Consider the following 24,306-nt stretch of genomic DNA (forward strand, 5'->3'; position numbering starts at 1 on the left):
CGCCCCGCCCGGGTCAGTCGACCAGGTCGCGGACGACGGCGTCGGCGAGGAGCCGCCCGCGCAGGGTGAGGACCGCGCGGCCCCGCCCGTACGGTTCCGGGGCCAGCAGCCCGTCGGCCAGGGCGCGGCGGGAGGCGGCGAGACCGTCGGCTTTCAGGAGGGAGAGCGGGCAGCCCTCGCGCAGCCGCAGTTCCAGCAGGATGCGCTCGACGCGGCGGTCCTCCTCGCCGAGGATCTCGCGGCCCGCGCCGGGTGAGCGGCCCTCGGAGAGCGCCTGGGCGTACGCGCCGGGGTGCTTCACGTTCCACCAGCGCACGCCGCCGACGTGGCTGTGGGCTCCGGGGCCCGCGCCCCACCAGTCGGCGCCGCGCCAGTACAGCTCGTTGTGCAGACAGCGGCCCGCCTCGGTGGTGGCCCAGTTGGAGACCTCGTACCAGTCGAAGCCGGCGGCGGCGAACGCCTCGTCCGCGATGAGGTAGCGGTCGGCGTGCGCGTCGTCGTCGGTCATCGGGATCTCGCCGCGCCGGATGCGGCGGGCGAGCTGGGTGCCCTCCTCGACGATCAGGGCGTACGCGGAGACGTGGTCGGGGCCCGCGCCGATCGCGGCGTCCAGGGTGGCCCGCCAGTCGTCGTCGGACTCGCCGGGGGTGCCGTAGATCAGGTCGAGGTTGACGTGGTCGAAGCCCGCCGCACGGGCCTCGGCGACGCAGGCCTCGGGGCGGCCGGGGGTGTGGGTGCGGTCCAGGATCTTCAGGACGTGCTGCTTGGCGCTCTGCATGCCGAAGGAGACCCGGTTGAAGCCGCCCTCGCGGAGGGCGGCCAGGTAGGCCGGGTCGACGGACTCGGGGTTCGCCTCGGTGGTGATCTCCGCGTCCTCCGCGAGCCCGAACTCCTCCTTGATCGATGCCAGCATCCGTACGAGGTCGGCGGCGGGCAGCAGGGTGGGGGTGCCGCCGCCGACGAAGACCGTGCGCACGGGGCGGGGGTCGTCGCCGAGGACCTTGCGGGCCTGGCGGACCTCCTCGATCAGGTGGGCGGCGTAGTTGTCGCGGGAGGCCAGCGCCCCGCCGGAGCCGCGCAGCTCGGTGGCGGTGTAGGTGTTGAAGTCGCAGTAGCCGCAGCGGGTGGCGCAGTAGGGGACGTGCAGGTAGAAGCCGAGCGGGCGGTCGGCTGCGCCTTCCAGGGCGTGGCGCGGCAGCGCCCCGTCGTCGGGCACGGGCTCACCATCGGGCAGTACGGAAGGCATACCGTCCATTGTCACTCGCCGCGGAAGCTGTCCTTACCGGGCCGCTTCGGTCCGGCGGGCTCCAGTCCGCACCGGGCTCCCGTCCGGCATGGTTCAGTCCGCACCGGGCGGCTCCTGGCCGGCGTCGTTCAGTTCGCGTGCAGGACCAGCAGGGCCACGTCGTCGTCCGGGGGCTGCTCGGCGAACTCGTGGACGGCCCGCCGGATGCGCTCGGCCGTCGCCTCGGCCGGCAGCCCGGCGCACCCGGCCAGCACCTGGGCCAGCCCGTCCCCGTCGTCGAACATCAGCGGGCCCGACCGGCGCTCGGTCACCCCGTCCGTGACACAGAGCAGGGTGTCCCCGGGCGTGAGGTCGAAGATCTGGCTCTCGTACGCCACGTCCTCGACGACCCCGAGCAGCACCTGCGGCTCGGCGGCCGGGCGTACGGAGCCGTCGGGGCGCAGCAGCAGCGGCAGCGGGTGCCCGGCGCTGGCCACCGTGCAGCGGACCCCGCCGCCGGGGAGCGGCACGACCTCCCCGTACAGCAGGGAGAGGAACCGTGACTGGGTGCCGTCGTGGAGCTGCTGGCCCCCGGCGGCGGCGACCATCAGGGCGGCGGCCTCGGCGGCCTCCATGGCGTCGTCGAGGAGCAGCCGGTTCAGCCGGTCCAGGACCTCCCCGACGCCGAAGCCCTCCCGGGAGAGCAGCCGCAGCCAGGGGCGGGCGAGGCCGGTGACGACGGCGGCCTCGGGGCCGCTGCCCTGGACGTCGCCGAGGACGAAGCACCAGCGGTCGCCGGGGCACGGGAAGATGTCGTAGAAGTCACCCCCGACCACCCCGTCGTCGCTCGGTTCGTAGACGAGGGCGCTGGTGACACCGGGGATCTCGGCGACCTTGCTCGGGAGCAGGCCGCGCTGGAGGATCCGGCTGATGGTGGCCTGCCGGGTGTAGGCGCGGGCCGCGCCGACGGCGAGGCCGAGGCGGCGGACGAAGTCCTCGATCAGCGACGCCACCGCCTCCGGCATCCGGGCGACACCCTCGCGGCCGACGAGGACGGTGCCGAGCGCCCGGCCGCCCGCGGTGATCCGGAACGCGAGCGCGGCCCCGCCCCGGCCGCCGGGGTGCGGGAGCGGTACGGGGGTGCCCTCCCGGTCCTCCCGGTGCTCCCAGTCCTCCCGGTCCTTCCAGCCGTTCCGGCCCTCCCGGTCCTTCCAGCCGTTCCGGCCCTCCCCGTCCTCCCGGCCCTCGTCGGCGGGGTGGGCGGGCCAGGGGACGGGGACGGACACGGGGCCGGAGCCGACGCCGGCCGGGAGGCGGAGCGGCTCCTTCTCCAGGGCGGCGCGCAGGGGCTCGGTACCGGTCTCGTCGCTGTGCCAGACCCGGGCGAGCCGGGGCTCGGCGGCCGGACCCCCACCCTCGGTCTCCAGCCAGATCGCGCACCAGTCCGCCAGCCGGGGCACCAGCAGCTGGCCCGCTATGGCGGCCACCAGGTCCTCGTCGAGCTGCCCGGCGAGCAGGTCGGAGGCCTCGGCGAGGAAGGCCGGGGCGCCCCGGCTGTCCCAGACCGCGTCGTCGCGCTCGACGCGCCTGGCCGCGGGGGCGAGGATCTCGGCGGCGCGCAGCCCGCGTCTGAGGGCCTCCCCGTCGGGCGGGGCGGGCGGGGCGCTCCAGTCGTCGACGGGGAGGCGGGCCCAGACGGTCTTGAGGCCGGTGCGGTAGGTGATGCCCCAGGAGTCGGCGAGGGTGGCGACGAGCTGGAGGCCCCGGCCGTACTCGGCGGGGTCGGGCAGCTCCCCCGCGTACGCCCCGGCCGGTCCGGGGCCCGCCCCGCGCTCGTCGCCGCTCACCGGGCGGGCCGGGTGGTGGTCGGTGACCTCCAGGACGAGGGCGGCCGTCGGCTCCTCGCCGTCGCCCTCCTCCTCCAGCCTGAGAACCAGGTCGACCGTGGTCCCGGCGTGCACGACGGCGTTGGTGACCAGCTCGTTGGTGACGGTCACGGCGTCGTCGGCCAGCCGGTCGCTGAAACCGACGGCCGCGGGCACCCCGATCCCGGTCCACTCCGCGAGCGCGGCCCGCACGAACCGGCGGGCGGCGGCCGGGGCGAGCGGGATGCCGGGCAGGCTGGTACGGCTGGCCGGGCGCGGGCCGTGCGCGTACCCGGCGCGGGTGGTGCCGGGACGCTGCACGGTGTCCCGCTGCAAGGGAATGGGCGCCACGGTGCGGCTCCTCCGGTCCGACGACACCGACAGAGTGACAGACCGGCCGCGTCCATAAGCACCGAGTTACCGAAGTGGGCAGAAAATCGAGCATGTGCGAACGCAAGGATGCGGGAAACGCAACGGGACGTGGACAACGGGCGGGGCGGGTGCCGGACACATCATGTCCGGCACCCGCCCCGCCCGCGCTTCCCGGGAGAAGCTCCTACGCCTCGCGCGAGCCCGCGTACATCTCGTCGATGAGCCCCCGGTACTCCCGCTCGACGACCGGCCGCTTCAGCTTGAGGCTGGGGGTCAGCTCGCCGTGCTCGACGTCCAGGTCGCGCGGCAGGAGGCGGAACTTCTTGATGCTCTGCCAGCGCTGGAGGCCCTCGTTGAGGCGCTTGACGTACCCGTCGATCAGCTCGACGGTCTGCGGGGCGGCGACGACCTCCGCGTACGACTTGCCCTCCATGCCGTTCTCGGCGGCCCAGCCGAGGAGGGTGGGTCCGTCGAGCGCGATGAGCGCGGTGCAGAAGTTACGGTCCGCGCCGTGCACCAGGATGTTGGAGACGAACGGGCAGACCGCCTTGAACTGACCCTCGACCTCCGCCGGGGCGACGTACTTGCCGCCGGACGTCTTGATCAGGTCCTTCTTGCGGTCGGTGATGCTCAGGTAGCCGTCGGCCGACAGCTCGCCGATGTCCCCGGTGTGGATCCAGCCGTCCGACTCCAGGACCTCTTCGGTCTTGTCTGGCAGTTTGTGGTAGCCCTGCATGACGCCGGGGCTGCGCAGCAGGATCTCGCCGTCGTCGGCGATGCGCACCTCGGTGCCGGGGAGCGGCTTGCCGACGGTGCCGGTGCGGTAGGCCTCGCCCGGGTTGACGAAGGAGGCGGCGCTGGTCTCGGTGAGGCCGTAGCCCTCCAGGACGTGGACGCCCGCGCCCGCGAAGAAGTAGCCGATGTCCGGGGCGAGGGCGGCGGAGCCGGAGATGCAGGCGCGCAGCCGGCCGCCGAAGGCCTCACGGATCTTGGAGAAGACGAGCGCGTCGGCGACCTTGTGCTTGGCGCCGAGCGCGAAGGGGACGGAGGCCTTGCCGGTGCGGCGGAAGTTGTCCTGGGAGACCTTGGCGTACTCGCGGGCGACCCCGGCCGCCCACTGGAAGATCTTGTACTTGGCGCCACCGCCCGCGCGGGCCTTGGAGGCGACCCCGTTGTAGACCTTCTCGAAGATCCGGGGCACGGCGGCCATGTAGGTCGGCCGGACGACCGGCAGGTTCTCGATGATCTTGTCGATGCGGCCGTCGATCGCGGTGACGTGGCCGACCTCGATCTGCCCGGAGGTGAGGACCTTGCCGAAGACGTGGGCGAGCGGCAGCCAGAGGTACTGCACGTCCTCGGGCGTGATCATCCCGGTCGCCACGGTGGCCTTGGCCATGTACGACCAGTTGTCGTGCGGCAGCCGCACGCCCTTGGGGCGGCCGGTCGTGCCCGAGGTGTAGATGAGGGTGGCGAGCTGGTCGGCGGTGATCGCGGCGACCCGCTCGGTGACCGCGTCCGGGGTCTTGGCGAGGAGCTCGGCGCCCTGGGCCTCCAGCTCGGCGAGGGTCATGATCCAGCCCTCGGGGTCGCCCTCGGCGGGCTCGACGCCGGCCGGGTCGATGACCACGACATGGGCGAGGTCCGGCAGGTCGGCGCGGATCTCCCGGGCCTTTGCCAGCTGCTCGGCGTTCTCCGCGATGAGGATCCGGCTCTCGGAGTCGGCCAGGATGAACGCGGACTCCGCGGCGTTCGTGGAGGGGTAGATCGTCGTGGTCGCGGCACCCGCGCACATCACCCCGAGGTCGATGAGGACCCATTCCACCCGGGTGGCCGAGGCGAGCGCGACCCGCTCCTCCGGCCGCACGCCGAGCGCGATCAGCCCGGCGGCGACCGCGTAGACCCGCTCCGAGGCCTGGCCCCAGCTCAGCGACTTCCAGTCGTCGGGACCCGTGCCCGAGGCCGACGGCACCGGATAGCGGTACGCCTCCCGGTCCGGGGTCGCCGCCACGCGGTCCATGAAGAGCACCGCCACGGAGGGCGGCCGGTTATCGATCAAGGTCTGTGTGTCGCTCACGACGTCCTCCGGGCCTGCGGCATTGCTACGACCGGCTTCTCTGATACGGCGACTGACTGCTGTCGTCCTACTCTGCCTACTGCTCTCGTCCTGCTGCGCAACCTGCTCGTTCGGCTTGTTTAACTCACCAGTAACCGTCGAGTCGTGATCAGAGTAGAGCGCGCGTGTCCGCCGCGTAAGAGGCAACAGGCCGCCGCTTTCATAACGAAAGGGCCCCCACGCCGGTACCGCGGCATGGGGGCCCTGGAGAGCGGACTACTTCTTGCCCTTGCTCTCACCCGCGGACTCGTCGGTCGACAGGACGGAGATGAAGGCGTCCTGCGGAACCTCCACGTTGCCGACCATCTTCATCCGCTTCTTGCCCTCCTTCTGCTTCTCCAGCAGCTTCCGCTTACGGGAGATGTCACCGCCGTAGCACTTGGCGAGGACGTCCTTACGGATGGCGCGGACGGTCTCACGGGCGATGACCCGGGCGCCGATGGCCGCCTGGATCGGCACCTCGAAGTTCTGCCGGGGGATGAGCTTCTGCAGCTTGGCGACGAGCCGCACGCCGTACGCGTACGCCTTGTCCTTGTGGGTGACCGCGGAGAACGCGTCCACCTTGTCGCCGTGCAGCAGGATGTCGACCTTGACGAGCTGCGCCGACTGCTCGCCGGTGGGCTCGTAGTCGAGGGAGGCGTACCCCCGGGTCTTGGACTTCAGCTGGTCGAAGAAGTCGAAGACGATCTCCGCGAGCGGCAGGGTGTAGCGGATCTCGACGCGGTCCTCGGAGAGGTAGTCCATGCCGAGGAGGGTGCCGCGCCGGCCCTGGCACAGCTCCATGATCGCGCCGATGAACTCGCTCGGGGCCAGCACCGTGGCGCGGACGACCGGCTCGTGCACCTTGTCGATCTTGCCCTCGGGGAACTCGCTCGGGTTGGTGACGATGTGCTCGGTGCCGTCCTCCATCTCGACGCGGTAGACCACGTTGGGGGCGGTGGCGATCAGGTCGAGGCCGAACTCGCGCTCCAGCCGCTCGCGGACCACGTCCAGGTGGAGCAGGCCGAGGAAGCCGACGCGGAATCCGAAGCCGAGCGCGGCGGAGGTCTCCGGCTCGTAGACCAGGGCGGCGTCGTTGAGCTGGAGCTTGTCCAGCGCCTCGCGCAGGTCCGGGTAGTCCGAGCCGTCCAGCGGGTACAGCCCCGAGAACACCATCGGCTTCGGGTCCTTGTAACCGCCCAGCGCCTCGGTCGCCCCGTTCTGCAGGGAGGTGATCGTGTCACCGACCTTGGACTGCCGGACGTCCTTCACCCCGGTGATGATGTAGCCGACCTCGCCCACGCCGATGCCGTCGGCCGGGGTCATCTCCGGGGAGGACACTCCGATCTCCAGCAGCTCGTGGGTGGCGCCGGTGGACATCATGCGGATGCGCTCGCGCTTGTTGAGCTGGCCGTCGACGACACGGACGTAGGTGACGACACCGCGGTACGAGTCGTAGACCGAGTCGAAGATCATCGCGCGGGCGGGGGCGTCCGCGACGCCGACCGGGGCCGGCACGTCCCGCACGACCCGGTCGAGCAGCGCGTCCACGCCGACGCCGGTCTTCGCGGAGACCTTGAGCACGTCCTCGGGCTGGCAGCCGATGAGGTTGGCCAGCTCCTCGGAGAACTTCTCCGGCTGGGCGGCCGGGAGGTCGATCTTGTTGAGCACCGGGACGATGGTGAGGTCGTTCTCCATCGCGAGATAGAGGTTGGCCAGCGTCTGGGCCTCGATGCCCTGCGCGGCGTCGACCAGCAGGATCGTGCCCTCGCAGGCCGCGAGCGAACGGGAGACCTCGTAGGTGAAGTCCACGTGGCCCGGGGTGTCGATCATGTTGAGGACGTGGGTGGTGCCCGTGTCCTCACCCGTGTTGGGGGCCCAGGGCAACCGGACGGCCTGGGACTTGATGGTGATGCCGCGCTCGCGCTCGATGTCCATCCGGTCGAGGTACTGAGCACGCATCTGCCGTTGGTCGACCACTCCGGTCAGCTGAAGCATCCGGTCGGCAAGGGTCGACTTGCCGTGGTCGATGTGCGCGATGATGCAGAAATTGCGGATCAGCGCCGGGTCGGTACGGCTCGGCTCGGGCACGTTGGAAGGAGTCGCGGGCACGCAGGGTCCTGATTCTTGAGACGCCGAACGCCGTGTCTCGGGTCGATGTCGGGTCGGTCGGATCGATACGTAGGCTCCATCGTCCCACGCCTGCGGGACAGCGACCGGTTTGGGCCGGTCGGAGGGTGACTGCTACCGTGGGCAGCTGTGCCTCGTGGCTCTCACGAGCGGCGCGGCTCACCTGGAAGATCCAACGAACCTGAAAAGGCTCTATTCGTGGCGAACATCAAGTCCCAGATCAAGCGGAACAAGACCAACGAGAAGGCGCGCCTGCGCAACAAGGCCGTCAAGTCGTCGCTCAAGACCGCGATCCGCAAGGCCCGCGAGGCCGCCGCTGCCGGTGACGTCGAGAAGGCCACCACGGCCGTCCGCGACGCTTCCCGTCAGCTCGACAAGGCTGTCTCGAAGGGTGTCATCCACAAGAACGCCGCCGCCAACAAGAAGTCGGCGCTGGCGTCCAAGGTTGCCTCCCTGCAGGCCTGAGCTTCTTCCCGGAGCTCACTGATGTGACCGCCGGAACGGACCAGACGGGCCCTCTCTCCCGCCCCTGACCGGCACCCCGCGCCGCACACCGAACCTGCGTTCGCCACGCGGGTGCGGCGCACCCCGAGTGTGACCCGGAAGCCCCGGCCCACGATCTCCCCAGATCGTGAGCCGGGGCTTCCGCGCATCCGGATGTCCAGCCGGTCCGAGGCCGGCGAAACCTGCGAGGGGCATCCCGCGCGCGGGCGGGGGCGCCACTCGGCGCGTCCGGGGCACGTTCAGCCCGCCCAGCGCACATCCGGCCGCCCGGGCACGTTCAGCCCGCCCGGGCACATCCGACCGCCCGGGCACGTTCAGCCCGCCCGGCGCACGTCCGGCCCTCCTGGGGCACATCCGGCCGCCCGGCGCACGTCCGGCCCGCCCGGCGCTCAAGGACGGAGCCGACGCGCTCCCGAGGCCCGCCCGCCGCGGCGCGCCGCCCGCCCCGCCCCGCCAGTTCTGCGCCCCGCGCCCCGCGCGCCGCGGCGACGACGACCCCGCCCCGCGAGGGCCTACCGGCCCGCCCGCGCGGCCCGGGCGACCACGACGACGGCCTTCTCCAGGGCGTACTCGGGATCGTCCCCCCCGCCCTTCACGCCCGCGTCCGCCGCTGCCACGGCCCGCAGGGCCACCGCCACCCCGTCCGGCGTCCACCCCCGCATCTGCTGCCGCACCCGGTCGATCTTCCACGGCGGCATGCCCAGCTCCCGGGCCAGATCGGCCGGCCGGCCGCCCCGGGCCGAGGACAGCTTCCCGATCGCCCGCACCCCCTGCGCCAGCGCGCTGGTGATCAGGACGGGCGGGACCCCGGTCGACAGCGACCAGCGCAGCGCCTCCAGCGCCTCCGCCGCCCGCCCCTCGACCGCCCGGTCGGCAACGGTGAACGAAGAGGCCTCCGCCCGCCCGGTGTAATAGCGCCCGACGACCGCCTCGTCGATCGTGCCCTCGACGTCCGCGACCAGCTGGGACACCGCGCTCGCCAGCTCCCGCAGATCGCTGCCGATGGAATCGACCAGCGCCTGGCAGGCCTCCGGCGTCGCGGCCCGCCCGAGCGCCCGGAACTCCGACCGTACGAAGGAGAGCCGCTCGGCGGGCTTGGTGGTCTTCGGGCAGGCGACCTCCCGCGCCCCGGCCTTGCGCGCCGCGTCCAGCAGCCCCTTGCCCTTGGCGCCGCCCGCGTGCAGCAGGACGAGCGTGATCTCCTCGACCGGCGCGCCGAGATACGCCTTGACGTCCTTGACCGTGTCGGCCGAGAGGTCCTGCGCGTTGCGCACGATCACGACCTTGCGCTCGGCGAAGAGCGAGGGGCTGGTGAGCTCGGCGAGCGTGCCGGGCTGCAACTGGTCGGACGCCAGATCACGTACGTCCGTGTCGGCGTCGGCGGCGCGGGCGGCCGCCACCACCTGCTGCACCGCACGGTCCAGGAGGAGGTCCTCCTGGCCCACGGCGAGGGTGAGGGGCGCGAGCGGATCGTCGGTGGAATTCTTCCTGGTGGCCATCGCGGTCCAGCATCCCACGCCCCACTGACAGCCCGGACGGCCCCGACGGCCCGGCCGCCCCGGGGCGCGGGGCACGGATGCCCGTACCGGAGAATGACCGGGTGAGCGATGTGAGACATGTACTGGTGCTGCCCGACCGCGACGCCGCGGAGGAGGTGGCCGGGGAGCTGGCGGACCGCTTCGGCGTCGCCGAGGAGCCTCAGCTCGTACGGGACGCGCTGGCCGGTGAGGACGACGCCGAGGACGCCCAGTGGCTGGTGGTCGTGGAGGACGCGGCCGGACGCCTGGACCCGGCCGCGCTGGACGCGTTCGCGGAGGAGTACGAGGGCTGGCTGGAGAAGCCGTGACGTCCGGCCGCCACCGCCTGGAGGACGGTCGGGCCGGCACGGCCCGGGGAACCTCCGGGCGGCTCAGCTCTTGGGGACGATCTGGATGTCCAGGTCGATGACGATGCTCGGGCCCACCACGGCGATCCCGCGCGCCACCATGGTCTGCCAGGTGAGGGTGAAGTCCTCGCGGTGCAGTTCGGTGGTGGCCCGGCAGGCGGCGCGCGTCTCGCCCTCGAGGCCGCTGCCGATGCCGAGGTACTGGGTGTCCAGCGTCACCGTACGGCTGACGCCGTGCAGGGTCAGCGCACCAGTGACGCCCCACCGGCTGCCGCCCCGGTGGACGAAGCGCTCACTGTAGAACTCCAGCGTCGGGTAGCGGCCGACGTCGAGGAAGTCGCCGGAGCGCAGGTGGTCGTCGCGCATCTGCACGTTGGTGTCGATCGAGGCCGCGTCGATGATCACGTGCATGGCGGAGTCCTCCATGCGGTCGGCGATCCGGACCGCCCCGGCGAAGGTGTTGAACCTGCCGTGGATGCGGGCCAGCCCGATGTGCCGGGCGGTGAAACCGATCTGCGAGTGGTTCGGCTCGATGTCCCAGTCGCCGGGGTCGGGCAGCTGCGGGGGCTGGGCCACCTGAAGGGTCACGTCGCCCAGGGTGGCGTGCGCCCCCTCGGCGACCGTCACCGCCCCGTGGAACGGGGTGAAGCCCTCGGCCGTGATCGCCAGCCGGTAGTCGCCCGCCGGAACCGTGCTGAGAACACTGCCGAAGGGGTCCGTCTCGCCGCCTGTCACCTTGCGGCCCGCGCTGTCGGTCACGACGAACTCGGCGTGCTGAACCGGTTCGTTGACCGGGTCCAGCACCCGGCAGTTGAGCACGCCCGCGGTACGGGGCACCTGGAATCCGGCGAGGCCCCCACCGCGCCCACCCGCCTGGCCTCTGTTTCCCAGCCAACGGCCGAACATCTCTACGTACCCCCAGGGGCGCTTCCTGCTTCGGGCCCCTGACAGGTGGACGTCCTTGTCGGATCAGCGGCCCGCCGACGAGCATGCATTCGATCACTATTGCGGCGTTCGAGGCAAACGGAGGAGCTCGGAGGGTCTTGTACTGAGCTGCTCGAAGGTGTAATGAGGTGTGCGCACGTAGGGCGAGGTGCGACGAACTGTGACGAGCTGTGCACAGGTGTTACCGAAGGTCCGAATCGCTGGTTCCGCTGGTGTGGATCAGTCGGACGCGACGTTCGCGGGTCCCGTCCGGCGTCACGCACCGGGCACGGCGCCCGCCTCCCGGAGCCCGGGAACCCGGGTGAGCCGCATCCCGAAGTGGTCCCGGTAGGCGGCGAGCACCTCCTCGTCCGTGACCAGATCCGTACGGTGCCGATCCCCGCCGACCGTGGTGACCAGGGTCCGTCCGCTCAGCGTCACCCGCCCGGTCTCCGTGTACCGGGAGCACACGAGCGACCGGGTGAAATACGAGTCCGGCGAGGTGCGGTGGTACCAGGCCCCGCCCCGGAACTCCGACAGCGTCCGTGGCCTCGGATCGAGCCGGAACTGCCGTGAGCCGCCGCGCAGCAGATCCAGGTCCCCCTGCGGCGCCCGGCGGAGCCGGAACACGCCCCGGGGGTCCTCCTGTTCCGTCCGGTCGTCGAGCGCCAGCGGCCACAGCGCGTGGTCACCGAACCCGACGTCCGCCAGCCAGGGCCCCGTACCGTCCTCGGTCTCCACCCGCAGCGCCATGTGGTCGTACGGGATGCCGAGCCGGCCGCCGTCGCCGAAGACCCGCGCCTGGAGCAGGGTCACACGGAAGCCGAGGGCACGCAGCAACGCCCCGAACGCGCCGTTCAGTTCATAGCAGAAGCCGCCGCGACCGCCGGTCACCTTGTCCATCAGCGCCCGTTCCTCCAGCACGATGTCCTCACCCAGGTGGATCGAGAGGTTCTCGAAGGGAACAGCGAGGAGGTGCCGGTGCTGCAGGCCGCGCAGCGCTTCGATGTCGGCCCGCACCGGACGGTCGGCGCCGATCCGGGCGAGATAGGCGTCAACCGCGGCGGCGGTGATGCCCTCATCGCCGTTGCCGGGTCCCGGGACGGAGGCACCGGACGCCATGGGTGTCTGCGAGGTCATGGGTCCAGTCTGCGCCCGCTCCCGCCCCCGAGGACCACCGGTCCCCCGACAGGGCCTAGGTCTCCTGGCCGAGGACTGTTGCCCGAGGCCGGGCACGGTGGCCGTCGTCTAGCGTGTCGGGCATGACCGAACACGCTCCCCCGCGCACCCGGGAACAGCGCAAGCAGGATGTCCTTGGCCACCTGCGCCAGGACGAAGACGCGTGGGTGGCCACGGCCTCCCCGGACGGGGTCCCCACTCTGGTGCCGCTGTCGTTCCTCTGGGAGGAGGACACCGGCACCCTGGTCATGGCCACCCGGCGGACCAATCCGACCGCCGTCAACGTGACGCCCGGCGGCCCGATCCGCGTCACCCTCGGCCCCACCCGCGATGTGGTGCTGATCGAGGGGGAGGCGAGGATCCTGGAGGGAAGGGACCTTCCCGCCGCGACGAGGGACGCTTTCGTCGCGAAGCTCCGGTGGGACCCGCGCAGCTCCCCCTGGGTGTTCCTGCGCATCACCCCCCACACCGTGCGCGCCTGGCGCGAGGTCAACGAACTCGCCGACCGCGACCTGATGCTCTCCGGCACCTGGCTGGTCTGACCCGCGCGAAGTCATGACCGGCCCACCGCCCGCAGCTCCTTCCCGGCGCGCGTCACCGCGATCGCGCCGTCGGTGTCGGTGCGCAGGACCCGGGCCCCGGCCGCCCTGAGGGCGCCCACCGTGCGGGCGGAGGGGTGACCGTACGGGTTGTCCGCGCCGCAGGAGATGAGCGCCAGTCCCGGTCGTACGCCGTGGAGCAGCCCGGCGTCCTGGAAGGCCGAGCCGTGGTGGGCCACCTTGAGGACGTCCACCGGGCCCAACGCTCCCGGGACGCGCGACAACTCCCGCTGGGCCAGGGGTTCGAGGTCGCCGAGGAGCAGCAGCGTCAGCCCGCCGGCCGCCCGTACGCGCAGGGTGACGCTGGAGTCGTTCGGCTCCCGCACCGCCGCCGCCCCCGCCGCCCCGGGATCCTGACGCGGCCAGAGGACCCTCCAGTCGACCGGGCCCGACCGGCGGTGCTCACCGGCCACGGCCCGCACCGTCCGGACCCGCGCCGCAGCCGCTGTCCGCCGTACGAACGCGGCCTGGTCCGGCGGCTCTTCGAGGTTCGTCGTCTGGATCGCACCCACCGCCCTGCCCCGGAGCACACCCGGCAGCCCGCGAACGTGGTCGGCGTGGAAGTGGGTGAGCACCACGAGCGGGACCCGGGTCACCGCGAGGTCGCGCAGGCACCGGTCGACCGCACGGGGGTCGGGTCCGGCGTCGACGACCACGCCCGTGCCGTCCCCCGCCCTGAGCACCATCGCGTCCCCCTGCCCCACGTCGCAGAGCGCGAACGCCCAGTCGGGCGGCGGCCATCCGGTCATGATCCGGGTCAGCGGAACCGGCCTCAGCACCGCCAGCACGAGAAGCAGCCCGACGGCCGCGCAGATCCAGGGGCGACCGGCCAGCCTCGGGGCGAGAAGCACGACCGCCACCGTGAGACCGGCCAGCAGTGCCGCGCCGGGCCACCCTCCGGGCCACTGCGCCTCCGCCCCGGGGAGACCCGCCCCCGTGCGGGCGACCGCGGCGATCCACTCGACCGGCCAGGCGGCGACCCTGGCCAGCAGCTCGGCCACCGGCGGGGCGACCGGGGCGACGGCGAGGGCCGCGAACCCGAGCACCGTCGCCGGTGCCACCGCGAACTCCGCCAGCAGATTGCAGGGCACCGCCACCAGGCTGACCCGCGACGCCAGGACCACCACCACGGGTGCGCACACGGCCTGCGCGGCAGCCGCGGCGGCCAGCACCTCGGCGAGCCTGCCCGGCACCCGCCGCGCCCGCAGGACGGCACTCCACCGTGGCGCGAGGGTCAGCAGCGCACCGGTGGCCAGCACCGACAGCAGAAAGCCGTAGCTCCGGGCCAGCCAGGGATCGTAGAGGACCAGGAGGACCACAGCCGCCGCCAGGGCGGGAATGAGCGACCTCCGACGGCCCGTTCCGATCGCGAGGAGCGTGATGAGACCGCAGGCCGCCGCGCGGAGCACGCTCGGTTCGGGACGGCAGACGACGATGAAGGCGAGGGTCAGCCCACCACCGATCAACGCGGTCCCCCGCAGGGACAGTCCCAACAGGGGTGCCAGACCACGCCGTTCGGCGCTCAGCGCCGACCCCGGCGGCCCGACGAGGAGAAAGAGCAGAATCGAGAGATTGGCCCCGGACACGCTCAAGAGGTGCGTCAGATCGGTCGCCTTGAAGGCGTCGTGGAGCTCGGACGGGACCCTGGAGGTGTCACCGACCACCAGCCCCGGCAACAGCGCACGCGCGTCCGCGTCCAGCTCGTCCGTCGCCTGCCGCAGGCCGGCGCGCAGTTCCCCGGCCGCGCGCTGGATCCACGTCGGCGGCCCGGTGATCCGGGGAGCCCGCTCGGCGTCCACCCGCAGGACCGCCGCCAGGCGTTCGCCCTCGTGGGCGGGGGGCGAGAGCCGCCCGCCGAGCCGGAGTCGGGTGGACGGCAGCAGCTTCTGCCAGTCCGCCCGGTGGTCGCCCGGCGCGACCATGAGCAGCACCGGTGTCCGGACCCGGGTGCCCGGGCCGTCCGGTGTCCGAACCTCCATGACCTCGGCGTCGATCAGGAGCAGGGCCGGGGCGCTGTGGTTGCCCCGCACCGCCGGACGGGTCGTCCGGGGATCCGAGGTCACCCGGATGTCGGCGTCGATCCGCGCGTACTCCCCTGCCAGCCCGGGGACAGGGCCGCGCCGCACATCGGCCCCGTGAAGTCCGGCCACGGCCGCGCCCGCCGCCGCGCACAGCAGGACGGCTCCCCCGGCGGCGACGACCCGGGACCACGCGGCGGGCCGCCCCTCCCGAGAGGTGCGCGCCGCCGCCACCAGCAGAACGACCGCCGGGACCAGACAGGCGGCGGCCACGGCGGCCACCCACCTCCCCGGCAGCCCCAGCGTCGACGCCGCAGCCGCCCAGACCGCCAGCGCGGGCGGAACGAGCCGCAGGTCCGCGGGCCCCTCCCCGCGCGAGCCGGCTCCACCCAGCGCACCCGCATCACCCGGAGGACGCGGAGGACCTGGGGCACGCGGGGGCCCCGGAGTGCGCGGCGCACATGTTGAACCGCCCGCGTCGCCGCCGCTCCCGCCGTCGGGCCGGTGGCCGCTTCCGAGGATGTCCGTGCCCGTGGCCCGGGAGTCGAGCCGGGCACCGCGGCTGCTCATGGGCGTACGAGCGGCTGGAGTTCGGCGAAACGGCGGTCGCCGATCCCGCGGACCTGGCGGAGCTCGCCGACGGACCGGAATCCGTTGTTCTCCGCGCGGTAGTCGATCATGTGCCGGGCCAGCACGGGCCCGACCCCGGGCAGCGTCTCAAGCTGCTCCGCGGTCGCCGTGTTCAGGCTCAGCGGCGCCGAGGGCCCGCCCGGTCCGGCACCCGACGCGTCGGCCCCGGGGGGCCCGCTACCGCCCGCCCCGGAGACCGGCGTGCCGGGCGGTAGACCCACGACGACCTGTTCACCGTCCATCAGGACCCGCGCCCGATTGAGCCCCGTCACATCCGTGCCCGCGCGCACACCGCCCGCCGCATCGAGCGCGTCCGCCACCCGAGATCCCGCCGGAAGCCGACGGACCCCCGGCCGACGCACCTTGCCGCTCACATCGACGACGATCTGCCCCCTCCCGCTCCCCTCCCCGACCGTGTCCGGCGCCTCCCCCGCCGCCGGGCGCGGGACCGGTCCGGGGCCCCCGGACCGTAACGGATCCGGTGGCCACGCGGGCGCCGCCGCTTCGTCCGCAACCGGTTCCGGCGCACGCACGGCCTGGGGGCGTACGGACCAGAAGTGGAAAGCGGCGACACCCACGGCGGCGAGCAGTACCAGGCCGAGCACCACCGGGGTGCGCGGTGCCATCCCGCACCGGAGCCGCACCCACAACGGCAGCCGCTCCCGGACGGCAGACAGGAGACGACGCACCCTCGGCGTGCCGCTGGGCACCTCCCCCGCGATATCGGATACGGGCGCGGGTTCGGGTGCGGGTGCCGCCTCGCGTACCGGTACGGGCTCCGGCTCACGTGCGGGTGCAGGCTCCGGCTCACGTGCGCGTACGGACCCCGGCTCGCTCACCGGTACGGGCTCGGCAACGCTCCCCAGCCCGGTGGCACCCGCCATCAGCGCATCCGCCCGGCGCCGCGCGGCCGCCACCGCAAGGGCGGAACGGCCTCGCGCGGACCGCCGTCCTCGGGGGCGTGCTCCTAAACGGGCGCCGGGGCCCGCACCTGCCCGGCCACTCGGGCGAGTGCCCGATCCGTGCCGCGCCCGGACGGGCAACGGGCCGGGCGGAGGCGGGAACGCCGAAACGGAAACGGAAGTGGAGGTAGAAGGGGAAGTGGAAGAGGCAGAGCCTCTGGGGGTGGAGGCTGAGAGGGAGATGGACGGGGAATCGGGCGACGGGGCAGGGGTGGGTGGAGCGTCGGGAGTCGACGCCCGAGGAGATCGAAGGGCCATGCCTCACGACGTTAGGCACATCCGCCCGACCTCGCTGAGCAGCGCCGATTCCTGTGGACAGTCCGGCAGTTGTGGACAACTCGGCCACCCCTCGGGGTGAAGCTCCGCACCTTCAGCCGCTCGACTCGACGCGACCCGCGCCTTCACCGGAGCCCGAGCCGGAGCCCGAGCCGGAGCCGGAGCCGGAGCCCGAGCCGGAGCCGGAGCCCGAGCCCGAGCCGGAGCCGGAGCCCGAGCCGGAGCCGGAGCCGGAGCCGGATCACCGCAGCGAGATCACCGCACCGAGCAGCCCCGGCCCCGTGTGCGCCCCGATGACCGCGCCGACCTCGCTGACGTGGAGGTCGACCAGGCCGGAGACGCGTTCGCGCAGCCGCTCGGCCAGGCGCTCCGCGCGCTCCGGTGCGGCGAGGTGGTGGACGGCGATGTCCACCGGGGCCGTACCCGCCCGCTCAGCGGCGATCTCTTCCAGGCGGGCAATGGCCCTGGACGCCGTCCGCACCTTCTCCAGCATCTCGATCCGTCCCCCGTCGAGCTCCAGGATCGGCTTCACCGCCAACGCCGATCCCAGCAAGGCCCGCGCCGTGCCGATGCGTCCGCCCCGGCGCAGATAGTCGAGAGTGTCGACATAGAAATACGCCGAGGTGCCGGCGGCGCGCTTCTCCGCGGCCGACACCGCTTCGTCCAGGCCGCCGCCCGCCTCGGCGGTCTCCGCCGCCGCCAGAGCGCAGAACCCCAGGGCCATGGCGACCATGCCGGTGTCCACGACGCGTACCGGAACGGGGGCGTCCTTCGCCGCCAGCAGCGCGGCGTCGTACGTGCCGGAGAACTCCGACGACAGGTGCAGCGACACCACCGCGTCCGCACCGCCCTCGGCCGCCGTCCGGTAGGCCGCGGCGAAGACCTCGGGGCTGGGACGGGAGGTGGTCACGGAGTGGCGTTTCTGCAGAGCCAGGGCGAGCGAGCGGGCCGAAATCTCCGTGCCCTCCTCCAGCGCCCGGTCGCCCAGCACGACGGTCAGCGGCACTGCGGTGATGCCGTGCCGTTCCATCGTCGGGCGCGGCAGGTAGGCCGTGGAATCGGTGACGATAGCGACATGGCGGGACATGAGCCGGAGGTTACCTGGCGTGCTGGGAGTGCGGCAGCCCGGCCCCGGCCCTCTGATCATTCATGGCCGCTTCGGAGCGTATCCGGTCGCGTCGCACCCGTTCCGGCGGAGTCGCGCACACAGGATCGCGCGGACGGGTCGCGCCAACGGAGTCAGGCGGACGGAGTCACGCGGACCGGTGTGCGTCAGTTCGTCGTTTCCGGCCGGGTGGACTTCTGCCAGGGGTAGGTCGTGCGCAGCCGGGGATCCGGTGCGGTGATCGCCTGCGGGCTCTCCTCGCGTGCCGGTCCGGACCACGCCTGGTCTGCCGTGCTGCTCTTCCCGGCCGAGGGGTCCACCGAGGGGTCCGCCGAGGCGGCCGGCTCGGGCCAGTCCGTCCCGGGGCCGTGGTCCCGTGTCGAGGCGGGGGCCCCGGCGCCGGATGCCCCCGACGGCTCCTCGACGGTCCAGTGCCGCAGCGCGCCGGCCTCGATGTCGATCTGCGCGTTCAGCGCGTCCAGGTCGTCGTCGGCGAACTGCCGCGCCCGGTCCCGCGCCGCCCAGCGCAGCGACTCCGCCGAGTGCGTGATCCGCTGCGTGCGTTCCTTGAGCTTGGGCAGCAGGCCCGCGACCGTCGCCCGGTCCGGCTCACGCTCCAGCCGCTTCAGCTCGTCGTCCAGTTCGAGACCGTGCTCGCTCAGCCTCCGGAACAGCGCCACCGACTCCGCCAGGGACGCGTCCTCGGCGACACCGGCGTGCAGCGCGTCCTGCGTGGCCCGCATCGAGGTGCGCAGGGCGAGCCGGAGCTGCGCCAGCTCGCCGGCGACACCCGTCTGCCCGAAGCTCTTGGCCCGGAGCGTGGTGTCCTCCACCGTGCGCCGGGCCTGCGTGATCGTGCGGTCCACACCGCGCTTGGCCGCGCCGACGGCCTTCACCGTCGCGTAGACACCCAGCGCGACGAACGCGACCAAGAACAACGTCAGGATCGTGATCGCGGCTTCCATGAATGCCCCTCGATGTCTCGATGCGGCCGCCGGTACCGGACGCCCCCTCCACCGTAAACGGAACGGGCAGGCCGAGGGTTCCTTCGGAACCCCCAACCTGCCCGTAGGGGATGGCCCTCACGACGCCCGGGGCCCGTCACCCGGCCGCCACCGCCCGGCCGTCGTCACGCGGCCGTGGTCACGCGGGGACGATGTTCACCAGCTTCGGCGCACGCACGATCACCTTGCGGATCCCGGCCCCTCCCAGCGCCGCGACGACCGCCTCGTCGGCCAGGGCCAGGGCCTCCAGCTCCGCGTCCGTGATGGCGGGCGAGATCTCCAGGCGGGCCCGGACCTTGCCCTTGATCTGGACGACGCAGGTGACGGTCTCGTCCACGACGTACGCCGGGTCGGCCACCGGGAAGTCCTGGTGCACGACCGACTCGGTGTGGCCCAGCCGCCGCCACAGCTCCTCCGCGATGTGCGGAGCCAGGGGGGCGATCAGCAGGACCAGCCGTTCGGCGACGGAGCGCGGCAGCGGGCCGCCGGCCTTCGTCAGGTGGTTGTTCAGCTCGGTGACCTTGGCGATGGCGGTGTTGAACCGCATCCCCGCCATGTCCTGGCCGACCCCGTCGATGGCCTTGTGCAGGGCGCGCAGCGTCTCCTCGCCGGGCTCCGTGTCGACGACGGTGATCTCACCGGTCACCTCGTCGACCACATTGCGCCACAGGCGCTGCAGCAGCCGGTACTGACCGACCACGGCCCGGGTGTCCCAGGGGCGCGACACGTCCAGGGGGCCCATCGCCATCTCGTACAGGCGCAGGGTGTCCGCACCGTACTCGGCGCAGATCTCGTCCGGCGTGACCGCGTTCTTCAGGGACTTGCCCATCTTGCCCAGGACGCGGCTGACCTTCTCGCCCTCGTAGTAGTACGCGCCGTCGCGCTCCTCCACCTCGGCGGCGGGAACCGCGATGCCCCGGCTGTCGCGGTAGACGAAGGCCTGGATCATGCCCTGGTTGTACAGCTTGTGGAACGGCTCGGCGGAGGAGATGTGCCCCAGGTCGTGCAGCACCTTGGACCAGAAGCGCGCGTACAGCAGGTGCAGTACGGCGTGCTCGGCGCCGCCGACGTACAGGTCGACACCGCCGGTGGGCTGACCTTCGCGCGGGCCCATCCAATACTGCTCGATGGCCGGGTCGACCAGCTGGCGGTCGTTGTTCGGGTCCAGGTAGCGCAGCTCGTACCAGCAGGAACCGGCCCAGTTGGGCATGGTGTTGGTCTCGCGGCGGTACTTACGGGGGCCGGCGCCGTCGCCCAGGTCCAGCGTGACGTTGACCCAGTCGGCGTTGCGCGACAGCGGGGTCTCGGGCTGGGCGCTCGCGTCCTCCGGGTCGAAGGTGCGCGGGGAGTAGTCCTCGACCTCGGGCAGCTCCAGCGGCAGCATCGACTCGGGCAGCGGGTGGGCGATGCCGTCCTCGTCGTACACGATCGGGAACGGCTCGCCCCAGTAGCGCTGCCGGCTGAACAGCCAGTCGCGCAGCCGGAAGTTGACGGTGCCCTCGCCGACGCCGTGCTCCTTCAGCCAGTCGGTGATCCTCGCCTTGGCCTCGACGACGCCCAGGCCGTCCAGCGAGATCTCGTCGTTGGCGGAGTTGACCAGCTTCGCGTCGTACGAGGCGAAGGCGTCGTCCCACGTGGAGGGGTCGGTTCCGCGGTCGTCGGAGGGCTGGACGACACAGCGCATCGGCAGCTCGAAGGCGCGCGCGAAGGCGAAGTCGCGCGCGTCGTGCGCCGGTACGGCCATGATCGCGCCGGTGCCGTAGCCCATCAGGACGTAGTCGGCGATGAAGACGGGGACCTTCTCGCCGCTGACCGGGTTGGTCGCGTACGCACCGGTGAAGACGCCGGTCTTGTCCTTGGCCTCGGCCTGCCGCTCGACGTCGGACTTGGCGGCGGCCTGCTTGCGGTACGCGGTGACGGCCTCGGCCGGGCTCGCGTGCCCGCCGGTCCACACCGGGTGGGTGCCCTCGGGCCAGGCGGCCGGGATGATCCGCTCGACCATGTCGTGTTCGGGCGCCAGCACCATGTACGTCGCGCCGAACAGGGTGTCCTGGCGGGTGGTGAAGACGGTGATGCCGCCGGCGCTGTCCACCGGGAACTCGACCCGGGCGCCCTCGGAGCGTCCGATCCAGTTGCGCTGCTGCAGCTTGATGGCTTCGGGCCAGTCCAGCCCGTCCAGGTCGTTCAGCAGCCGGTCGGCGTAGGCGGTGATGCGCATGTTCCACTGGCGCAGCTTGGCCTTGAAGACGGGGAAGTTGCCGCGCTCGGAGCGGCCGTCGGCCGTGACCTCCTCGTTGGCCAGGACGGTGCCCAGACCGGGCGACCAGTTCACCGGGGCGTCGGAGGCGTACGCCAGGCGGTACTCGCTCAGCAGGTCGGCGCGCTCGGTGGCGCTCAACGCGCTCCACTCACGGCCGTCGGGGGTCGCCCGCGCGGCGCTCTCGAACTGCTCGACCAGCTCGGCGATCGGGCGGGCCCGGTCGGCCTCGGTGTCGTACCAGGAGTTGAAGATCTGCAGGAAGATCCACTGCGTCCACTTGTAGTACTCGGACTCGATCGTCGCGAAGGAGCGGCGGTTGTCGTGGCCCAGCCCCAGCCGGCGCAGCTGGAGCTTCATGTTCTCCATGTTGGCCTCGGTGGAGACCCGGGGGTGGGTGCCCGTCTGGACGGCGTACTGCTCGGCGGGCAGACCGAAGGCGTCGAAGCCCAGGGTGTGCAGCACGTTGTGGCCGGTCATCCGCTGGTGGCGGGCGTAGACATCGGTGGCGATGTAGCCCAGCGGGTGTCCGACGTGCAGGCCCGCACCCGAGGGGTACGGGAACATGTCCATGATGAACTTCTTCGGCTTGGCGGCCAGCTCCGGGTCGCCCGCCAGGTCACCGGTGGGGTTCGGCGCCTCGTACGTCCCCTCGGCGTCCCAGAAGTCCTGCCAGCGTGCCTCGATGTCGGCGGCCATCGCCGCCGTGTAGCGGTGCGGCGCGGCCGTCTCGGCTGCGGAATTCGTCTCGCTCATGATCCTCAAAGCTCCATCGATCGTCATCTGCCGGGAAACGAAAAATCCCCTCGCACAGGAGGGGACGCCGCGCTGACTCCGACCAGGCGTTCTCACCGGTCGGGACTCTTCAGCGCGGCTCGCTAAGCAGAAGGCGTACGGCACGCATGGCGTCAGGGTACCGCACGGGCCCGGAAGGGAGCGGGGAGTAACCAGCGGGCGGGACACCGCGCACGCGAGCCGGAAACGCCACCGAACGTCTGCCGCTCTCCGTGGCCGACGCGTGACACCCCCGCCGACCGCCGAAGGTGCGGCCGAGTCGCTTCCGAGCGGCGAGAAGCTCTCCGGACAGAACCGAACAGAACAGAGAAGCGGGCCACCCGATCCGGGTGACCCGCTTCTTCACTGTCGATCTTGTGGAGCTAAGGAGAATTGAACTCCTGACCTCCTGCATGCCATGCAGGCGCTCTACCAACTGAGCTATAGCCCCTCGCTGTGTGCCGCCCGGTTTCCCTGGCGACATCGAGAACATTACACGGTCCCCCCGGTGCTTCACCAAATCATTGCCGGTCCGCACCGATACGCCCGAATCATCCCGAACGGTGGATCACCCGCCGCAGGTCAGGCGGTCGCGAAGGAGTAGAAGCGCTTGAGGGTGCAGTGCTCCTCCAGGAGCCTCCCGTAGATCGGCTCCCCCTCCAGCTCCCGGTAGGTCTCGATGGGGTCGCCTTTTATGATCAGCGCCCGCGCGCATTCCTCGCACCAGTACTGGTACTCCGCATTGAGCGGGTCCATGTCCCTGACGATGGGCGTACCGCTGCCGCACCAGTCGCACTTACGCCTGTGTGCACCCATCAGTCAGCTCCAGCTGTGGCCGCAGGCCGTGCACACGTAGGAGACCCCTCCGTTGTCACCCAGAACCTGGGCCACATGGGACGAACCGCAGGACGGACAGCCGAGACGGGATCGATCTTCGAACGGTACGGGGTCGGGGGACGGGGCGGTGACGAGGGGCTGGTCGGGGATGTGTTCGCGACTCGCAGACATCGCGCTCCCTCCCGATCGGTACGGCGCCCCCTCCGGCGCTCCGATTCTGCCATGGCCCCGCAAGGGGGTCAGCCCGCTCGGTGCCCTCCATACAGAAGATCCCGCCCCCTGGTGGGGACGGGATCCTGATTGTGGAGCTAAGGAGAATTGAACTCCTGACCTCCTGCATGCCATGCAGGCGCTCTACCAACTGAGCTATAGCCCCGCTGTTCGCTGCTGTTTCCCTGCGTTTCCGCGCTGCGAACAAGAAGAACTTTAGCGTGCGACCGGCCAGAAAGTGAAATCCGGCCCCGGCCTCCCGAGGACTGCCCGCGCACGACCTCTCAACTGCCTCCCGGCGGCGTCCAGTCGTCGTCGCCGCGGCGTCTAGTCGTCGTCTCCGAGGACCGGCTCAGGGAGCGTGCCGGCGTTGTGTTCCAGCAGACGCCAGCCGCGTGCACCCTCGCCGAGGACGGACCAGCAGCAGTTGGACAGCCCGCCGAGCCCTTCCCAGTGGTGCGCCTCCAGGCCCAGCAGCCGGCCGATCGTCGTCCTGATCGTGCCGCCGTGGCTGACCACGACGAGCGTGCCGTTCTCCGGAAGCTTCTCGGCGTGCTCGAGCACGACCGGGGCCGCCCGGTCGGCGACCTCGGTCTCCAGCTCGCCGCCGCCCCGGCGCACGGGCTCTCCGCGCTTCCATGCCGCGTACTGATCGCCGAAGCGCTCGATGATCTCCTGGTGGGTCAGCCCCTGCCAGGCACCGGCGTACGTCTCACGGAGTGCGGCGTCGTGGGCGACGGTGAGGCGGCTGACGGCGGAGAGCTCGGCGGCCGTGGCCGCCGCCCGTCGCAGGTCGGAGGCCACGATGGCGTCCGGCTTCAGCGAGGCGAGCAGCCGGGCGGCGCGGCGGGCCTGCCCGACGCCGGCCTCGGTGAGCTCGATGTCCGTGGAGCCCTGGAAACGGCGCTCCAGGTTCCACGCCGTCTGGCCGTGCCGCCAGAGGACGATCCTGCGGCCCGTGCCGCTGCTGCTGCCGTTCAGCTCTGGTCACCTTCCGTGCCGCCGTTGAGCTGTGCGTGCTCCTCGGCCTTGCCGCGGGTCTTGATCGCGTCCTCGGGGAGGGCGATCTCCGGGCAGTCCTTCCACAGGCGCTCCAGCGCGTAGAAGACACGCTCCTCGCTGTGCTGGACGTGGATGACGATGTCGACGTAGTCGAGGAGGATCCAGCGGGCGTCGCGGTCGCCCTCACGGCGCACCGGCTTGACGCCGAGCTCCTTCTGGAGCCGCTCCTCGATCTCGTCGACGATCGACTTGACCTGGCGGTCGTTGGGGGCCGAGGCCAGCAGGAAGGCGTCGGTGATCGACAGCACATCGCTGACGTCGTAGGCGATGATGTCGTGCGCGAGCCGGTCGGCGGCCGCCTGAGCGGCGGCGTTGATGAGCTCGATGGAGCGGTCCGTGGCGGTCACATGCAGGCTTTCGTCGGCGGTCGGATGCAACCTCTAGGGTCTCACGGAC

The 24,306-nt window shown here is 72.1% G+C and carries 19 protein-coding genes and 2 tRNA genes; 3 read left to right on the forward strand and 18 right to left on the reverse strand.

Going from position 1 to position 24,306, the window contains the following annotated elements:
* Positions 1-13: 13 nt before the first annotated feature.
* From hemW to lepA, 4 genes are all read right to left on the reverse strand, one after another.
* Positions 14-1,255 (reverse strand): radical SAM family heme chaperone HemW, encoded by a 1,242-nt coding sequence (hemW, locus tag PSQ21_RS09550; RefSeq protein ID WP_274030010.1) that lies wholly within the window; start codon positions 1,253-1,255, stop codon positions 14-16.
* Between the two features lie 119 nt (positions 1,256-1,374).
* A complete protein-coding gene (locus PSQ21_RS09555) occupies positions 1,375-3,441 on the reverse strand; it encodes an ATP-binding SpoIIE family protein phosphatase (RefSeq protein ID WP_274030011.1) in 2,067 nt (688 codons plus the stop codon).
* Between the two features lie 205 nt (positions 3,442-3,646).
* Positions 3,647-5,536 carry an AMP-dependent synthetase/ligase gene (locus PSQ21_RS09560; RefSeq protein WP_274030012.1) on the reverse strand — a complete coding sequence of 630 codons (1,890 nt, stop codon included), beginning with the start codon at positions 5,534-5,536 and terminating at the stop codon, positions 3,647-3,649.
* A gap of 255 nt (positions 5,537-5,791) precedes the next feature.
* Positions 5,792-7,666, reverse strand: coding sequence for a translation elongation factor 4 (gene lepA, locus PSQ21_RS09565; RefSeq protein WP_274030013.1), 1,875 nt, complete (start codon positions 7,664-7,666; stop codon positions 5,792-5,794).
* A gap of 216 nt (positions 7,667-7,882) precedes the next feature.
* Here lepA and rpsT point away from each other — a divergent pair, with 216 nt between their 5' ends.
* Positions 7,883-8,149 carry a 30S ribosomal protein S20 gene (gene rpsT, locus PSQ21_RS09570; RefSeq protein ID WP_007449624.1) on the forward strand — a complete coding sequence of 89 codons (267 nt, stop codon included), beginning with the start codon at positions 7,883-7,885 and terminating at the stop codon, positions 8,147-8,149.
* A 551-nt stretch (positions 8,150-8,700) separates the two neighbouring features.
* On the opposite strand, the gene holA is transcribed toward rpsT, so the two are convergent.
* Positions 8,701-9,687: a DNA polymerase III subunit delta gene (holA, locus tag PSQ21_RS09575; protein ID WP_274030014.1), complete on the reverse strand. Its 987-nt coding sequence runs from the start codon at positions 9,685-9,687 to the stop codon at positions 8,701-8,703.
* Positions 9,688-9,788: 101 nt separating this feature from the next.
* On the opposite strand from holA, the gene PSQ21_RS09580 reads away from it, so the two are divergent.
* On the forward strand, positions 9,789-10,034 hold the full coding sequence (locus tag PSQ21_RS09580; protein ID WP_032791316.1) for a hypothetical protein: 246 nt from the start codon (positions 9,789-9,791) through the stop codon (positions 10,032-10,034).
* 63 nt (positions 10,035-10,097) lie between these two features.
* On the opposite strand, the gene PSQ21_RS09585 is transcribed toward PSQ21_RS09580, so the two are convergent.
* Both PSQ21_RS09585 and PSQ21_RS09590 read right to left on the reverse strand, forming a co-directional pair.
* Positions 10,098-10,979, reverse strand: a complete 882-nt coding sequence (locus PSQ21_RS09585) for a YceI family protein (protein ID WP_274030015.1) — start codon at positions 10,977-10,979, stop codon at positions 10,098-10,100.
* Between the two features lie 294 nt (positions 10,980-11,273).
* Positions 11,274-12,137: an arylamine N-acetyltransferase family protein gene (locus PSQ21_RS09590; protein WP_274030016.1), complete on the reverse strand. Its 864-nt coding sequence runs from the start codon at positions 12,135-12,137 to the stop codon at positions 11,274-11,276.
* 122 nt (positions 12,138-12,259) lie between these two features.
* On the opposite strand from PSQ21_RS09590, the gene PSQ21_RS09595 reads away from it, so the two are divergent.
* On the forward strand, positions 12,260-12,718 hold the full coding sequence (locus PSQ21_RS09595; protein ID WP_274030017.1) for a pyridoxamine 5'-phosphate oxidase family protein: 459 nt from the start codon (positions 12,260-12,262) through the stop codon (positions 12,716-12,718).
* 11 nt (positions 12,719-12,729) lie between these two features.
* On the opposite strand, the gene PSQ21_RS09600 is transcribed toward PSQ21_RS09595, so the two are convergent.
* From PSQ21_RS09600 to rsfS, 11 genes are all read right to left on the reverse strand, one after another.
* Positions 12,730-15,186 (reverse strand): ComEC/Rec2 family competence protein, encoded by a 2,457-nt coding sequence (locus tag PSQ21_RS09600; RefSeq protein WP_274035690.1) that lies wholly within the window; start codon positions 15,184-15,186, stop codon positions 12,730-12,732.
* Positions 15,187-15,359: 173 nt separating this feature from the next.
* Positions 15,360-16,049 (reverse strand): ComEA family DNA-binding protein, encoded by a 690-nt coding sequence (locus PSQ21_RS09605; RefSeq protein ID WP_337961669.1) that lies wholly within the window; start codon positions 16,047-16,049, stop codon positions 15,360-15,362.
* An 853-nt stretch (positions 16,050-16,902) separates the two neighbouring features.
* On the reverse strand, positions 16,903-17,748 hold the full coding sequence (locus PSQ21_RS09610; RefSeq protein WP_274030019.1) for a DegV family protein: 846 nt from the start codon (positions 17,746-17,748) through the stop codon (positions 16,903-16,905).
* 185 nt (positions 17,749-17,933) lie between these two features.
* Positions 17,934-18,731: a hypothetical protein gene (locus PSQ21_RS09615; RefSeq protein ID WP_274030020.1), complete on the reverse strand. Its 798-nt coding sequence runs from the start codon at positions 18,729-18,731 to the stop codon at positions 17,934-17,936.
* 178 nt (positions 18,732-18,909) lie between these two features.
* Positions 18,910-21,783, reverse strand: coding sequence for a leucine--tRNA ligase (gene leuS / locus PSQ21_RS09620; RefSeq protein WP_274030021.1), 2,874 nt, complete (start codon positions 21,781-21,783; stop codon positions 18,910-18,912).
* Positions 21,784-22,179: 396 nt separating this feature from the next.
* Positions 22,180-22,252, reverse strand: a tRNA-Ala gene (locus PSQ21_RS09625).
* A 131-nt stretch (positions 22,253-22,383) separates the two neighbouring features.
* On the reverse strand, positions 22,384-22,617 hold the full coding sequence (locus PSQ21_RS09630; RefSeq protein ID WP_097866779.1) for a hypothetical protein: 234 nt from the start codon (positions 22,615-22,617) through the stop codon (positions 22,384-22,386).
* A gap of 3 nt (positions 22,618-22,620) precedes the next feature.
* Positions 22,621-22,809, reverse strand: coding sequence for a hypothetical protein (locus PSQ21_RS09635; RefSeq protein ID WP_274030022.1), 189 nt, complete (start codon positions 22,807-22,809; stop codon positions 22,621-22,623).
* A gap of 132 nt (positions 22,810-22,941) precedes the next feature.
* Positions 22,942-23,014, reverse strand: a tRNA-Ala gene (locus tag PSQ21_RS09640).
* Between the two features lie 161 nt (positions 23,015-23,175).
* A complete protein-coding gene (locus PSQ21_RS09645; protein ID WP_274035691.1) occupies positions 23,176-23,829 on the reverse strand; it encodes a histidine phosphatase family protein in 654 nt (217 codons plus the stop codon).
* Positions 23,826-24,257 carry a ribosome silencing factor gene (gene rsfS, locus PSQ21_RS09650; RefSeq protein WP_007449662.1) on the reverse strand — a complete coding sequence of 144 codons (432 nt, stop codon included), beginning with the start codon at positions 24,255-24,257 and terminating at the stop codon, positions 23,826-23,828. Before rsfS ends, PSQ21_RS09645 begins: the two co-directional genes overlap by 4 nt.
* Positions 24,258-24,306 lie beyond the last annotated feature (49 nt).

Source organism: Streptomyces sp. MMBL 11-1 (assembly GCF_028622875.1).
Taxonomy (GTDB): domain Bacteria; phylum Actinomycetota; class Actinomycetes; order Streptomycetales; family Streptomycetaceae; genus Streptomyces.

Coding starts and splice junctions, on each gene's coding strand:
- hemW (WP_274030010.1), bottom strand. CDS start 1,255: ATGGACGGTATGCCTTCCGTACTGCCCGATGGTGAGCCCGTGCCCGAC.
- holA (WP_274030014.1), bottom strand. CDS start 9,687: ATGGCCACCAGGAAGAATTCCACCGACGATCCGCTCGCGCCCCTCACC.
- PSQ21_RS09585 (WP_274030015.1), bottom strand. CDS start 10,979: ATGTTCGGCCGTTGGCTGGGAAACAGAGGCCAGGCGGGTGGGCGCGGT.
- PSQ21_RS09590 (WP_274030016.1), bottom strand. CDS start 12,137: ATGACCTCGCAGACACCCATGGCGTCCGGTGCCTCCGTCCCGGGACCC.
- PSQ21_RS09595 (WP_274030017.1), top strand. CDS start 12,260: ATGACCGAACACGCTCCCCCGCGCACCCGGGAACAGCGCAAGCAGGAT.
- PSQ21_RS09605 (WP_337961669.1), bottom strand. CDS start 16,049: ATGGCACCGCGCACCCCGGTGGTGCTCGGCCTGGTACTGCTCGCCGCC.
- PSQ21_RS09610 (WP_274030019.1), bottom strand. CDS start 17,748: ATGTCCCGCCATGTCGCTATCGTCACCGATTCCACGGCCTACCTGCCG.
- PSQ21_RS09615 (WP_274030020.1), bottom strand. CDS start 18,731: ATGGAAGCCGCGATCACGATCCTGACGTTGTTCTTGGTCGCGTTCGTC.
- leuS (WP_274030021.1), bottom strand. CDS start 21,783: ATGAGCGAGACGAATTCCGCAGCCGAGACGGCCGCGCCGCACCGCTAC.
- PSQ21_RS09630 (WP_097866779.1), bottom strand. CDS start 22,617: ATGGGTGCACACAGGCGTAAGTGCGACTGGTGCGGCAGCGGTACGCCC.
- PSQ21_RS09635 (WP_274030022.1), bottom strand. CDS start 22,809: ATGTCTGCGAGTCGCGAACACATCCCCGACCAGCCCCTCGTCACCGCC.